The 13,948-nt window shown below is 66.6% G+C and carries 9 protein-coding genes and 1 pseudogene; 5 read left to right on the top strand and 5 right to left on the bottom strand.

Going from position 1 to position 13,948, the window contains the following annotated elements; all coding sequences use genetic code 11:
- The first annotated feature begins 83 nt into the window (after positions 1-83).
- The 3 genes from OKW38_RS08580 to OKW38_RS08570 are packed head-to-tail and all read left to right on the top strand — an operon-like array spanning position 84 to position 5,400.
- Positions 84-683, top strand: coding sequence for a DUF2760 domain-containing protein (locus OKW38_RS08580; protein ID WP_184022779.1), 600 nt, complete (start codon positions 84-86; stop codon positions 681-683).
- Positions 680-2,527, top strand: coding sequence for an Hsp70 family protein (locus tag OKW38_RS08575; RefSeq protein WP_090805190.1), 1,848 nt, complete (start codon positions 680-682; stop codon positions 2,525-2,527). Before OKW38_RS08580 ends, OKW38_RS08575 begins: the two co-directional genes overlap by 4 nt.
- Before the next feature lie 5 nt (positions 2,528-2,532).
- Positions 2,533-5,400, top strand: coding sequence for an Hsp70 family protein (locus OKW38_RS08570; RefSeq protein WP_429361016.1), 2,868 nt, complete (start codon positions 2,533-2,535; stop codon positions 5,398-5,400).
- A 109-nt stretch (positions 5,401-5,509) separates the two neighbouring features.
- On the opposite strand, the gene OKW38_RS08565 is transcribed toward OKW38_RS08570, so the two are convergent.
- The 5 genes from OKW38_RS08565 to argG all read right to left on the bottom strand — a co-directional run bounded on the left by OKW38_RS08565 (position 5,510) and on the right by argG (position 12,393).
- On the bottom strand, positions 5,510-7,633 hold the full coding sequence (locus OKW38_RS08565) for a D-(-)-3-hydroxybutyrate oligomer hydrolase (protein ID WP_429361014.1): 2,124 nt from the start codon (positions 7,631-7,633) through the stop codon (positions 5,510-5,512).
- Positions 7,634-7,834: 201 nt separating this feature from the next.
- The gene (locus tag OKW38_RS08560; RefSeq protein WP_429363697.1) at positions 7,835-8,086 is read right to left on the bottom strand and encodes a BBE domain-containing protein; all 252 of its coding nucleotides are present in this window, start codon (positions 8,084-8,086) and stop codon (positions 7,835-7,837) included.
- A 68-nt stretch (positions 8,087-8,154) separates the two neighbouring features.
- A complete protein-coding gene (locus OKW38_RS08555; protein ID WP_429361012.1) occupies positions 8,155-9,690 on the bottom strand; it encodes a transglycosylase SLT domain-containing protein in 1,536 nt (511 codons plus the stop codon).
- Between the two features lie 157 nt (positions 9,691-9,847).
- A complete protein-coding gene (locus OKW38_RS08550; protein WP_429361010.1) occupies positions 9,848-10,879 on the bottom strand; it encodes a sensor domain-containing diguanylate cyclase in 1,032 nt (343 codons plus the stop codon).
- Between the two features lie 179 nt (positions 10,880-11,058).
- The gene (gene argG, locus OKW38_RS08545) at positions 11,059-12,393 is read right to left on the bottom strand and encodes an argininosuccinate synthase (RefSeq protein ID WP_090805205.1); all 1,335 of its coding nucleotides are present in this window, start codon (positions 12,391-12,393) and stop codon (positions 11,059-11,061) included.
- A gap of 394 nt (positions 12,394-12,787) precedes the next feature.
- Between argG and OKW38_RS08540 the strand changes: the two are divergent.
- Positions 12,788-12,974, top strand: a pseudogene (locus OKW38_RS08540) (cytosine deaminase); the annotation flags it as partial.
- Positions 12,975-13,015: 41 nt separating this feature from the next.
- On the top strand, positions 13,016-13,945 hold the full coding sequence (locus OKW38_RS08535; RefSeq protein ID WP_429361009.1) for a LysR substrate-binding domain-containing protein: 930 nt from the start codon (positions 13,016-13,018) through the stop codon (positions 13,943-13,945).
- The last annotated feature ends 3 nt before the right edge of the window (positions 13,946-13,948 follow it).

Here is a 13,948-nt window from a genome sequence, read left to right as displayed (position 1 = left end):
CGCCCGGCCCGTCAGCTTCGCTGCCCGGCGCACGCGGCGCGGCGAGGACCGCTCGTCCCCAACAGAGCAGATCAGGAGCCTTTATGAGCGATTCGAATCCATCCTTCCTCGGCCGCATTTCGCTGGCCGTCGGCACGTTTTTCAGCATTCTCGGCAATGGCGACTTCGCCGCCGACGTCCTGCGCCTGCGCAACGGCGAAAAGATCGGCGCGGCCCCGGCAGCCGCCCCCGCCGCCACGCCAACCCCGGCCCCCGCCGCCGCCCCGCAACCGAAGCCGCAACCCGCGCCGGTGCTGAAGGAGGCCTCCCCCGACGCCGCGCTGCAACTGCTCGGCCTGCTGCAACGCGACGCGCGCTTCATCGATTTCGTCGAGGAAGACATCAAGGCCTATAGCGACGCCGACATCGGCGCGGCCGCGCGCCTCGTGCACGAAGGCTGCCGCGCGACGCTGCGCGAGCACTTCACGATCCGCCCGGTGCGCGACGAAGCCGAAGGCAGCCGCGTGACGCTGCCCGCAGGCTTCGACGCGAGCTCGGTCCGTTTGACCGGCAACGTGGTCGGCAGTGCGCCGTTCAACGGCAGCATCAGCCATCGCGGCTGGCGCGTCGAGGATGTGCGTCTGCCAAAGCTGGCGGACGGTCATAACGCAAAAGTCATCGCACCGGCGGAGGTGGAGCTATGAGCGACGCACGCTATTCGATCGGCATCGATCTCGGCACCACGCACTGCGCGTTGTCCTACGTGGACACGCACGCGAGCGACGATGAGAAAACCACCCAGGACGTGCTGTCGATCGTCCAGCTCACGGGCCCCGGCGCAATCGATAATCTGCCGCTGCTGCCCTCGTTCCTGTACCTGCCGCATCCCGACGAACTGGCCTCCGGCGACCTCTACCTGCCGTGGACCGGCCAGCGCGAATTCGCGGTCGGCGAATTCGCGCGCAGCCGCGGCGCCGGCACCCCGATCCGGCTCGTGTCGAGCGCGAAAAGCTGGCTGTGCCATCCGGGCGTCGACCGGCGCGCGGGCATTCTGCCGAACGACGCGCCGCCCGAAGTCGCGCGCGTGTCGCCGCTGGAAAGCTCGGTGCGCTACCTGACGCACCTGCGCGAAGCATGGGACCACGCGCATCCGGACGCGCCGTTCGGCGAGCAGGACGTCACCGTGACGATCCCCGCGTCGTTCGACCCCGCGGCGCGCGAGCTGACGGCGGAGGCCGCCGAGGCCGCCGGCTTCACGCGCATGACGCTGCTCGAAGAGCCGCAGGCGGCGCTCTATAGCTGGATCCAGAAGAGCGGCGGCCAGTGGCGCAAGCAGGTCAAGATCGGCGACATCATTCTCGTCGTCGACGTCGGCGGCGGCACGACCGACCTGTCGCTGATCGCGGTGATCGAGCGCGACGGCAATCTCGAACTGCATCGCGTCGCGGTCGGCGATCACATCCTGCTCGGCGGCGACAACATGGACCTCGCGCTCGCGCACGTGGTCGCGCGCAAGCTCGCCGCGCAGGGCACCCAGGCCGACGCGTGGCAACTGCGCGCGCTCACCTACGCGTGCCGCGCGGCGAAGGAAACGCTGCTCAGCGACCCCGCCACCGACACCGTGCCGCTCGTCGTGCCGAGCCGCGGCTCGAAGCTGATCGGCGGCTCGATCCGCACCGAGCTGACGCGCGCCGAACTGACACAGACGATCCTCGACGGCTTCTTCCCGCAGGTCGACAGCGCCGCGCGTCCGGTGAGCCGCGCGCGGGTCGGTCTGACGCAGCTCGGCCTGCCGTATGCGCAGGACGCGGGCATCACGCGGCATCTGGCGGCGTTCCTCGGGCGTCAGGTCGGCGCGCTGGCGGAACTCGAAGGGCTGCGCGAGCATGTCGCGCCCAACGCGAGCTTCCTGCATCCGACCGCGGTGCTGTTCAACGGCGGCGTGTTCAAGTCGACGCTGCTGGTCGAACGGATCATGGGCACGCTGAACGGCTGGCTCGCGACCGAAGGCGCGGCGCCGGCCCGTCTGCTCGAAGGCGCGGACCTCGATCTGGCGGTCGCGCGCGGCGCGGCCTACTACGGCTACGTGCGGCGCGGCCGCGGCGTGCGGATTCGCGGCGGCACCGCGCGCGCGTACTACATCGCGATCGAATCGGCGATGCCGGCCGTGCCCGGGCTCGAGCCGCCGGTGCAGGCGCTGTGCGTCGCGCCGTTCGGCATGGAAGAAGGCACCGACGCCGAGCTGCCCGCGCAGGAGTTCGGGCTGGTCGTCGGCGAGCCCGTGCATTTCCGCTTCTTCGGCTCGTCGGTGCGTCGTCAGGATCAGGTCGGCACGCTGCTCGATTACTGGGGCCCCGAGGAGTTGCAGGAACTCGAGGAAATCGAGGCGACGCTGCCGGCGGCCGGCCGCACCGCCGGCGAAGTCGTGCCGGTGAAGCTGCACGCGCGTGTGACCGAAGCGGGCACGCTCGAACTCGAAGCGATCCCGCGCGGCTCCGACGAGCGCTGGAAAGTCGAATTCGACGTGCGCGGCAACGCGAATGCGTGATTGACATGAAGCGGTACAGCGTCGGCATCGATCTGGGCACCAGCAACACGGTGCTCGCGTACGCGCAAGCCGGATCGCAGCAGATTCGTGTGTTCGAGATCGAGCAACTCGTGAGCCCCGGCGAAGTCGCCGCTCGGCCGCTGTTGCCGTCGGTGCGCTATCAGGCGGCCGACGGCGAACTGAGCGCGGCCGATCTGCAGTTGCCGTGGTCCGCCGCGAGCGCGGCGGCGAGTCGAGGCGGGGACGCCGCGCAGCCGGTCGTGGTCGGCCGGCTCGCGCGGCTGCTCGGCGCGCAGGTGCCGGGGCGGCTCGTCGCCAGCGCGAAAAGCTGGCTGTCGCACGCGTCGGTCGATCGCGTCGCGCCGATCCTGCCGTGGGGCGCGCCCGACGACGTCCGCAAGATTTCGCCGCTCGAGGCGAGCGCGAGCTACCTCGCGCACGTGCGCGCCGCATGGAACCAGCACTTCCCGAAGGCGCCGCTCGAACAGCAGGACGTCGTGCTGACGGTGCCCGCATCGTTCGACGAAGGCGCGCGCGCGTTGACCGTCGAAGCGGCGCGGCTCGCGGGGCTGCCGTCGCTGCGGCTGCTCGAAGAGCCGCAGGCCGCGTTCTACGACTGGCTGTTCCGGCATCGCGACACGCTTGCCGACGAGTTGGCGGACACCCGGCTCGTGCTGATCTGCGACGTCGGCGGCGGCACCACCGATCTGACGCTGATCGAAGTCGGCCTGTCCGACGACGGCGAGCCGCGCCTGACGCGCGTCGGTGTCGGCAATCATCTGATGCTCGGCGGCGACAACATGGACCTCGCGCTCGCGCATCTGGTCGAGGCGCGGCTGTTGGGTGATGCCGGCGGCGGTGCGCAGGCGCCGCAACGGCTATCGGCGGCGAGCCTGTCGCAGCTGGTCGAGCGATGCCGCGTCGCGAAGGAGCAATTGCTCGGCGCGCAGGCGCCCGAGTCGGCGCCGATCACCTTGCTCGGCGCGGGCTCGAAGCTGATCGGCGGCGCGCGCACGACGCAGGTCACGCGCGACGAGGTCGAGCAGATCATCGTCGATGGTTTCTTGCCGCGGGTGGCCGCCGATGAGCGTCCGGGCCGGCCGCGCGGCGCGATCGTCGAATTCGGCCTGCCGTACGCGACCGATGCGGCGCTCACGCGGCATATCGCGGCATTTCTCGAACGTTTCGCCGCGCAGTCGCGCAAGGCCCTGGGCGCGGATTCCAGCACGCCGGACGCATCCGGCACAGCCGCCCTGCCCGTTCCCGACACGCTGCTGCTCAACGGCGGCGTGTTCCGCGCCGACGCGCTGTCGCGGCGTCTGGCCGACACGCTCGGCGGGTGGCGCGGCGCGCCGCTCAACGTGCTGCACAACGACAACCCGGACGTCGCGGTCGCGCGCGGCGCGGTCGCCTATACGCTCGCGCGCGCGGGCTTCGCGCCGAAAATCGGCGGCGGTTCGCCGCGCAGCTATTTTCTGGTGCTCGACGAAACGCCGGCCGGCAAAGACGACGCCGAGCCGGACGCGGCGCCGGCGCAACGCGGCATCTGCCTGCTGCCGCGCGGCACCGAAGAAGGTCACGAGATTCTGATCGCGGAGCGCACGTTCGCGCTGCGGCTCGGGCATCCGGTGCGCTTTCACCTGGTGTCGTCGAGCGCGGACACCGCGTATCAGCCCGGCGAACTGGTCGACCTCGCGGGCGGCGACTTCGTGCGTCTGCCGCCGATCGCGACGATCGTCCAGCCACGCGACGGCCATCGCGCTCGCGAAACCGCCGTGCGCATCGCGACGTCGCTGACCGAGGTCGGCACGCTCGACGTCCATTGCATCGAGCTCGACGAGCCGTCGCAACGCTGGCTGCTCGAATTCCAGCTGCGCCACGCCGACGCGCAGGTGGAGCTATCCGCCGAGGGCGCACCGCAACGCCACCCGGCGCTCGATCGCGCGATCGAACTGATCGACCGTTGCTTCGGCGCCCGCGCGCAAAACGTCGACCCGAAGGAGATCAAACGACTGCGCGCGCAGCTCGAACATCTGCTCGGCCCGCGCGACAGCTGGAACAGCGCGTTGCTGCGCGAACTGTTCGGCGCGCTGTGGGAGCGCACGCGCCGCCGCCGCCGCTCGGCCGATCACGAAAGGCTGTGGCTGAATCTGGCCGGCTATTGCGTGCGGCCCGGCTTCGGTTATCCGCTCGACGAATGGCGCGTCGAGCAACTGTGGACGCTGTTCGACGATGGCATCCAGTACGTGACCGACAGCCAGGTATGGTCGGAATGGTGGACGCTGTGGCGCCGCGCGGCCGGTGGCCTCGGCGAAGATGCTCAGTTGCGCGTGCTCGACGCGATGGACTATCTGCAGAAGGCCGCGCAATCGCGTCACAAGCTGCCGTTCGATGTCGCGAAGACCGGCTTCGCCGATATGGTGCGCCTGTCCGCATCGCTCGAACGGATTCCGGCCGAACGCAAGATCGAACTCGGCGAGGCGGTGCTCGCGCGCCTGAAAAAGCCCGCGGAAAACCATCAAAGCTGGTGGGCGGTCGGACGGATCGGCGCGCGCCAGCCGTTTTACGGCAGCGCGCATAGCGTCGTGCCGCCCGAGGTCGCCGCGCAATGGCTCGATGCGATCCTCGCGCTCGACTGGAAGAAGGTCGACCCAGCCGCGTTCGCGGCCGTCCAGATCGCCCGCATGACCGGCGACCGCTCGCGCGATCTGCCCGACGCGCTGCGCGCGAGCGTCGTGCGACGCCTCGAAGCGGCGAGCGCGCCGCGCGCCTGGGTCACGATGGTCAGCGAAGTCGTCGCGCTCGATAACGCCGACGAAGGTCGCGTGTTCGGCGAATCGCTGCCGGTCGGGTTGAAGCTGATCGGCGGCTAAAGCGTGTTGCGCGGCGCGAAGCTCAGCACCGCTCGTGCGGCGTCCAGATGCACAGCAACGCGCACCCAGGCGGATACCTGTGTGCGCGCATTGCTTCAGCACGCGCCGCTCAATTCGGCACGTTCACGGCGCCATTCGTTGCGGAAATCGCATTGACACCCGGGCTCGCCGCGATCGCCGGCAGGTTGGCCGTGGTCAGCGCCGGTGCGGCTCCGGGCACGCCGCCGCGCGGTATCGTGTGGATCACCTGCGACGGCGGCAACGGCGTGCCGTTCTTCAGATGAGCCCACATCAGGTTGAGCGCCTGAAGATTGTAGTAATGCAACGGCACGAAACGCGTATCGAAACCGGCGACGCCGAGGAACGCATCAAAGTGCTGACCGTTCGTGACTTCGTACAGCGCCAGCTTGCTCGCGCTGCCCTCGACCACCTGGTTCAATCCGAGATACGGCCGCGACGCGTGATTGATCGGCACCAGCGCATCCGCGCGTCCTTGCACGATGATGGTCGGCTTGCCATGCAGATTCGCATTCACGCGAATTGCATCGACGCTGGCATTCAACGAACCGCTTGTCCACCGCGCGCGCAGGCATGCGGCGCCCGCGTAGCTCGCATCGGCGGTCGCGAGCCGATGATCGAGCGCGCCGGAGGCGCCCGCGTTGTAGACGAGGTTGATGCCATTGGTCGGCGGCACGCCGTTGCCGTTGCCGAACACCGTCAGCATCGGCGACACCGCCGGCGTCACGCCGGCTGCGCCAGTCGCGCTGGTGGTGCCGAAGCTGAAGTCGCACAGGTTGTCGGCGACACTTGCGCGCGCATACGCATTCGCATAGGTCACGGCGACGGCCGGCACCGCCTGCGAGTCCCACATCGGCGCTTGCAGCAGGTCCGAGTCGGTCTGATAGCCGTTCTGATGCAGCAGCGCGAGCGCGTTGCTGGCCTGCGTCACCGTATCCGTTCCCGCGATCACGCCGGCCGCCGCGAGCGACGCGCAACGCGCGGTGCGCAGCGCGGTGGTGGTCGCGCTCGGCAGCGCGCTCAGATACGGCGCGCCGGTCGCGGCGGGCGCGAGCGCGGCGCACGGCTGCAGCAGGTTCGCGAGCGTCATGTAATCGGCGAGCGGTTTGCCGAACGCGCCGACCGGCACGCCGCCCTGCGCGACCGATACCTGCGGCGCAAGCCGCAGATTGATCTGCGGCTCGCCGACCACCACTGCCGTGATGAGACCCGACGTGTCCTGCTCGGCCGCCGCGAGCGACGCGCCGCCGCCGTTGCTGACCGACGCGGCGATCGTCGTGATGCTGCCGCTCGCATAGCGCACCGTGCGCGTCGAGCCATTCAACGCGCCGTACGAATCGTTGAGCGCCCAATACGCAAACTGGATCGCCTGCAACGTGTTCTTGCCCCAGTCCTGCTCGGGGTTCTGTTGCGAGTGCGCATGCTTGAACGCATAGCGGTTCGGGAACTGCGCGTTGAACGCCGCCAGCGTGCTGCTGTCGAGCTTCGCGGTGAAGAGGCTCGCCGTGCCCGCGGCGGTCGCATCCTGCAACGTGCCGTCGATCAGCGTCACGCGATTCGTCGACAGCTCGTGCGCGCCGTTGCCGCCGCCCTTGTCGGTGTAGGCCACCGCGCAGCCGCGCTTCAGGCCCCACTCGCCGGCCGCCGAAATCGCGCCGTACACGCCGCGCGAACCGGACGACGTCGCGGTGACGATGCACGGTTGGTCCGGATTGAAGCTCGTGGGAATCTGCACGAGCAGGCTAACGTTCTGCGCGCCGCTGCCGTCATCGGCATAGGCGAGGTATTCCTTGCCCGCGATCTTGCCTTCGCCGAGCGTGTCGTTGCCGTTCAGGTCGACGTTGGGGCCCCAGAAGCGTCCATAGCCGCCGTTCGCCGTCATGTCGACGAGCGCCCGATAGTTCGACCAGATCGCGAGACGCCGCAATTCGGCGGCCGTAGGTTGCGCCGCATTCGCGATGGCCGGCGCCGTCGCCGATGCGAGGCCGGTCTTGCCGAGGCCCGCGGTCAGCAGATCGTCGCTGTTGCCGTCATAAGATTTCGTCGTCACCGCGCTTTTGATGAAGCCAGGCAGCACGTTGCTCGGCGGCGGTTGCAGCCCGTCGTTGCCGCTGCCACAGCCCGCCAGCACGATTGCGGACGCCATCACGGTCAACGCGGTACCGAGCCTCCATGGATTGCGCATGGCCGCCGGGATTTTTTTCGGTGTTGTCATCTGTTCTGTCTCCGTCATTTATACGACGTTGTATTGGCAGCGGTACCCAACTTGTTGCCGACCCCGCTCCATCTGGTTCGCCAGAACGAGATGCTTCGGATACCGATGCATCGCTAGCGTGCATTGACCTCTCTATGGAGTCAATACACGGTCATACCCTTACATAACGAGCATCAGGATTCGGGCGAAACAGCCGGCCGGCTAGTCGGAATCGGCCATGCGGGTGAAGCCGTCGTCGCTCCAGTCTTCGGAGCCGACACCGTGGCGAACGAAGAAAACTCCGTGCGGGTCGTAACGCTGCTTGATCGACAGCAAACGTGCAGAGTTGCCCCCCAATACGCCGCTTGCCAGTCCTCCTGGAAATAGCTGCTCTCGGCGACGTATGCGCCGCCGGCCGTCGCGAACGCTCGAGCGCTTGCATCGAGCGAGGCGTGAGCGAGCCTCGATCTCCACGGGAATGTTGAAGGGAAGCTTGGCCAGTCCCACCGCGCTGCGACAGCGCTTTCAGATGCCCGCTTCCCTCACGCTCCGCCCTGCTTGCGCATCTGCCCGATAGCGCGAGCGCGTGCAGCCTCGGCCTCCCGGACGAGCCGGTACGCAACGTAATATTTAAAGACATTGCGCACGTACGTCGTTGGTTCGATGCCGATTTTCTCGGCGACTACGATTTCGACATTGTTGAACCACTTGTTAGGATCGAGACCGCGCGCCGCCGCTTCCTTGCGCATTCTGGCGATCTTTGCGGGTCCTGCGTTGTAGCTTGCGAATGCGAACAGCGAGCGGTCCCGTTCCGAGAAGTGAGCATCGGGAAAGTAACGGGCCATCAGCACATCGAGATATTTCGCTCCCGCATGTATGTTGGACTCCGCCACCCTGATGTCGCCAACCGCAAGTTCCTTCCCCGTGGCTGGCATCAACTGCATGATCCCGATTGCGCCAACGTGACTGCGGGCGCTCTGGTTCAGCTGGGATTCCTGATAGCCTTGAGCCGCCAGCAAAAGCGGATCGAAGCGGTACTGCGCACCGTATTTTTCGAAAAGACCGACCGTCTGCCCGAACCGCTTCAGCTCCGCTGACTCCGTATTGTTGGAGATCTGCTTGATGCGCTTCATTTCCTGCTGCAGGCGGACTTCCGCGACACTCTGCTTCTTCACGTAATTCAGGTAGAAGTCGTTGATCGCGTCCCGCAGTTTGGGGCTCTTGAAGCGCACCGCCCAGCCGATGTAGCCTGCGTCGCGCACCGAAATATCGTTATGCACGACGATTCCAGCCAGTACCGGCGCCCATACCTTTGCCTTCCAGTCGTCCACGACGAGGATCTGGAGCAGCCCGACATTGAGCATCTCCATTGCATCCTCGTCCTCGAGCGCGTCGGGCAGCGGCACGAGTTTCACCGGAGCTTTGCCTTCCTTGCCAAAACGCGCGTTCAACGCGTTCAGGCTCTCGTAATAGCTGCTGCTGGGCCGCACATGGACCGTCTTGCCGCTGAGATCGTCGAGCTTCGCGAGGGCCGGCGACTTCGGCCCGGTCACGACCACTTCGCGTACTGCTGTCCGGTCACGCGGCGCCACGAAGTCGACCTGCTTCAGGCGGACCTCCGTGACCGTCAGATTGCCCGCGGCGATGTCGCCCCGGCCCGCTATCAGCCCCGGGAGCAACTGGTCGCGAGTCGTCGGAATGATGACCAGGGTGAGCGGACGATTGCCGAGCGTCGCCCGGTACTTCTTGTTCACATAACGCTCGAAGTCCCGCATGAGACCGGCGGTCAGCCCACGTTCGTGACCTTGCTCATTCAGATAGAGCGTTCGACTGTAGGGAACCAGCACGCGAATCAGACGCCGGTCGAGCATGGCGTCGAAATCGCCCGTGAACGGTTGATTGCCGAGATCGATACGGCGCGCTGCGGGAGCCGACGCCGCGGCGGTTGGGGATGCCGGGAGGGCCGACGAGGCGGCCGGCTGCGCGGCGACACTTTGGGCGGCGACGCACGCCGCGGGGCCGACGATCATGCCTGAGCAGAACGCCGCGATGTACAGCAACGTTTGAATGATGCGCATCGTAAAACACCCTGCTGCCGCACCCGGCGACTGCGTCGACGTTCACTACGCGCATCCATATTGCCACGCTGGCAACGGGTGAAAATGGGACGAAGGTCCTATAAGCAATGCGCCATGACTGAAGATAGAGCCGTACCGACGCAATCGCCAACGCCCGCTACGCCATCGTCACGCGATTTCGTCCGTGATGCTTCGAGCGATACAACGCACGGTCAGCGCTCGCGAAACCGTCGCGATGCGCGGGTCGCGACAGGTCGCTGATACGCGTGAGCGACGCGCCAATGCTGACCGTCACCACCCCAAGCGGCGACGCGCGATGCTCGATCGCGAGGTCCGCCACGCGCTGGCGCAGCGTTTCGAGCGTGTCTTCGAGCATCGATGGTTGCGCTTCGAGCACCAGCATTCCGAACTCCTCGCCGCCCATGCGCCCGACCACGATGCGCTCGCTGTCGGCGGCGGCCTGCATCACGGAGGCAACCAGATTCAGACAGTGATCGCCGGCCTGATGACCGTAGGTGTCGTTGTACTGCTTGAACCAGTCGACGTCGACGACCACCGAGCCCATCACGTCGCCGTCGCGCGCCTCCTTCCAGCGGCGCGCGATGGTTTCGAGCAGGAAGCGCCGGTTGTACAACTGGGTGAGCGGATCGATCGCGGTGGCCGTGCGCATCTTCAGATCGTTTTCGATCATCGCGCGCAGGTGGTAAAACACGCCGCGCCGGCCCGCATCGAGCCGGCCCGGCGCCGGGTCCATCGCGCACAGCGCGCCGACGATCTCGCCGTTCGGCGCGCGCAATGCGATCGCCGCGTAAAAGCGCACGAACGGATGACGCTTGACGAGCATGCATTCGCCGAAGCGGCTGTCGTTGTGCGCATCATCGATCACGAACAGGTCGGCATCGCGCACCGCGTAGTCGGCGAGCGAGCGCGCACGCGTGACGAGCGGCATCGCCATGCCGACCTCGGCGCGATAGTGCTGATGCTCCTCGTCGAGCAGCACGATCGCGGTAATTGCCGCGCCGGTCACGCTCTTCAGAATCTCCGCCGCATGCGTGAAGCACTCGCGCATCACCTGGTCGTCGTGCAACAGCCACTCGATGACCGAAGACTCGACCTCGGGTTCGCCGGCGGCGGTCGAGTCGACTGGCATCCGGCTGGCGAGGCGGTCGTTACTGTAAGCGAGTTGCACGGAAGGGTTCCAGAATGGGCTTAGCTTATGTCAACGGCATAGGCACGCGAAACTTGAGCACAGAATGTGGGATCGCGCCCAGGCGCCGGAGTGCATCCGGGAGCCCCAAAGAAAATGGGCCGGCTCTCGCGAGCCGGCCCATCGATCGATGCGACGTTCAGGTAATCAGACGCGCCGCTTTACTCCTTGTCGCCCTTCACCTGCGGCAGCGCCGACGTCTCGTTCGACGACAGCAGGCCCACCTGCGAGTAGATGCGCAGCTTGTCGCGCGTGTCGGTGATGTCGAGGTTGCGCATCGTCAGCTGGCCGATGCGGTCGCGCGGCGAGAACGTCGATGCGACCTTTTCCATCGACAGACGCTCGGGCTGATACGTGAGGTTCGGCGACTTCGTGCTGAGGATCGAGTAGTCGTTGCCGCGGCGCAGCTCGACGCTCACTTCGCCGGTGATCGCGCGCGCGACCCAGCGCTGCGCGGTTTCGCGCAGCATGATCGCCTGCGGATCGAACCAGCGGCCCTGGTACAGCAGACGGCCGAGGCGGCGGCCGTTCTCGCGGAACTGCTCGATCGTGTCTTCGTTGTGGATGCCGGTGACCAGACGCTCGTATGCGATGTTGAGCAGCGCGAGGCCCGGGGCTTCATAGATGCCGCGGCTCTTCGCCTCGATGATGCGGTTCTCGATCTGATCGCTCATGCCGAGACCGTGACGGCCGCCGATCCGGTTCGCTTCGAGCAGCAGCTCGACCGCGTTCGGGAACGTCTGGCCGTTCAGCGCGACCGGCTGGCCTTCCTCGAAGCGGACCGTCACTTCTTCTTTCGCGATCTGCACGTCGTCGCGCCAGAACGCGACGCCCATGATCGGGTTCACGATCTTGATGCCGGACTCGAGGCTTTCGAGGTCCTTCGCTTCGTGCGTCGCGCCGAGCAGGTTCGAGTCGGTCGAATACGCCTTTTCGGCCGACATCTTGTAGTCGAAGCCCGACTGGCGCATGAATTCCGACATTTCAGAACGACCGCCCAGTTCGTCGATGAACAGCTGGTCGAGCCACGGCTTGTAGATCTTCAGGTCCGGGTTCACGAGCAGACCGTAGCGGTAGAAACGCTCGATGTCGTTGCCCTTGTACGTGCTGCCGTCGCCCCAGATGTTGACGCCGTCGTCCTTCATCGCGGCGACCAGCATCGTGCCGGTCACGGCGCGGCCGATCGGCGTCGTGTTGAAGTAGGTGACGCCCGCCGTCGAGATATGAAACGCGCCGCACTGCAGCGCCGCGATACCTTCCGCGACCAGCTGCGCGCGGCAGTCGATCAGGCGCGCGCCTTCGGCGCCATATTGCGTGGCGCGACGCGGGATCGAATCGTAATCGTCTTCGTCGGGCTGACCGAGGTTGGCCGTGTAGGCATACGGCACGGCGCCCTTCTTGCGCATCCAGTGCAGCGCGGCGCTAGTGTCGAGGCCGCCGGAAAACGCGATACCGACCTTCTGGCCGATCGGAAGACTTTCAAGGATTGTACTCATAAGCAGTAGCGTTAAACTCGACGTACGGGGAGATTTTGGGGGTAACAGCTGAGTATCGGGCAAGCATGGCGATCAGGCAAGTTACGCGGGAGTATACCGTGAACCGCCGTCCGGCCTTGGATTTTGCCGGTCGGCGCGGCCTCGCGCCGCAATCTCGCCGCGCCGAATTTCCGGATTAATTCACGCTGTATTTGCCGTAACGGGGGCGGATTTATTATCGTCTAAGCGTAGCATCGCGGGTTGCATCAACGCACCGGCCGTTCACCCCTTTCATCCCGTTCATTCCCCTTGCCCGCCGCCCATGACCACGACCGCCCCGCGCCCCACGACGAACGCCTCGCTGGTCACCCACGTGCGGCTCGCCGACGGCAAGCGCGCCGAGGTGTCGACCGTCGCGTTTCCGCAATCGGGGCTGCTCGATCGCGTTGCCGCGCACGGCATGCAGGGACAAGTGGTGGTTAGTCACGCGTTCTGTCTCGGCGCGCTGCCCGAGCGCGAACGCGATGCGCTACGGCCTGCGCCGCGACGACGATCTCGCGCTCGCGTTCGATTGCGTCAGCGGCACCGCCGCGCGCACATGCGCCACGCCGTCCGCTACAACAAAGACGTTTTTTGGACTCGAATGATCAATCTTTTTCAGGCCATGCAGGCCTTTGTCAAGGTGGCCGATGTCGGCAGCTTCGCGCAGGCCGCCGGGCAACTGAACGTGTCGACGTCGGTCGTCACGCGTCATGTGTCGAGCCTCGAACAGCATCTCGGCATTCGCCTGTTTCAGCGCACCACGCGCAAGGTCGTGCTGACCGAGGCCGGCGCGCAATACGCGGACGGTTGCCGCGTGCTGCTCGCCGAACTGGAGGAAGTTGAGTCGCGCGCGACCACGGCCTCGCGCGACGTGGCGGGCGACCTGCGCATCGTCGCGCTCGGCAGTTTTTCGCTGTTTCGGCTAACGCCGCTGTTCGCCGAATATCAGGCGCGCTTCCCGCAAGTCAACCTGCGCGTCACGCTGACGGAAAAACGGGTCGATCTGCTCGAAGGCGGCTTCGATGTCGGCATCGTGACCGAGCATATGATCCGCTCGGAGTCGCTGGTGGCGCGGCGTCTGATCAACTCGCACGCGGTGCCGGTGGCAGCGGGCGCGTATCTCGCGCAGGCCGGTCATCCGCAAACGCCGGCCGAACTGGACGGGCATCGGCTGATTGCCGCGCCGTTCGACACGACCGGCCCGATGTGGATCTTCCGCAAGGGTGACGGCGATGCCGAAAGCGTGAGCGAGGACGGCGACGGCAGCGGCGAGAGCATCGCGATCGATGCATCGTTCACGGTCAACAGCATGATCATGCAGAAGCAGGCCGCGCTGGGCGCGATGGGCATCGCGCTGCTGCCGCTCGAAATGGTCGAGGACGAGTTGCGCGCCGGCACGCTGGTGCGCGTGCTCGACGGCTATGCGGTGCTCAATGGCGACGTGGCCGTGTCGCTGGTGTATCCGAGCCGCGAGTTCGTGCCGCGCAAGGTGCGCGAGTTCATCGATCTCGCGGTCGGTTTCTTCAAGTGACGC

Source organism: Paraburkholderia sp. MM5496-R1 (assembly GCF_050436205.1).
GTDB classification, from domain to species: Bacteria; Pseudomonadota; Gammaproteobacteria; order Burkholderiales; family Burkholderiaceae; genus Paraburkholderia; species Paraburkholderia tuberum.
Note: the sequence above shows the minus strand (reverse complement) of the source record. Positions and strands in the feature narration are given on the sequence as shown.

Excerpts from the sequence above, each read along its gene's own strand:
- OKW38_RS08555 (WP_429361012.1), bottom strand. The coding sequence starts at position 9,690 with ATGCGCATCATTCAAACGTTGCTGTACATCGCGGCGTTCTGCTCAGGC.
- OKW38_RS08575 (WP_090805190.1), top strand. The coding sequence starts at position 680 with ATGAGCGACGCACGCTATTCGATCGGCATCGATCTCGGCACCACGCAC.
- argG (WP_090805205.1), bottom strand. The coding sequence starts at position 12,393 with ATGAGTACAATCCTTGAAAGTCTTCCGATCGGCCAGAAGGTCGGTATC.
- OKW38_RS08570 (WP_429361016.1), top strand. The coding sequence starts at position 2,533 with ATGAAGCGGTACAGCGTCGGCATCGATCTGGGCACCAGCAACACGGTG.
- OKW38_RS08535 (WP_429361009.1), top strand. The coding sequence starts at position 13,016 with ATGATCAATCTTTTTCAGGCCATGCAGGCCTTTGTCAAGGTGGCCGAT.
- OKW38_RS08580 (WP_184022779.1), top strand. The coding sequence starts at position 84 with ATGAGCGATTCGAATCCATCCTTCCTCGGCCGCATTTCGCTGGCCGTC.
- OKW38_RS08565 (WP_429361014.1), bottom strand. The coding sequence starts at position 7,633 with ATGACAACACCGAAAAAAATCCCGGCGGCCATGCGCAATCCATGGAGG.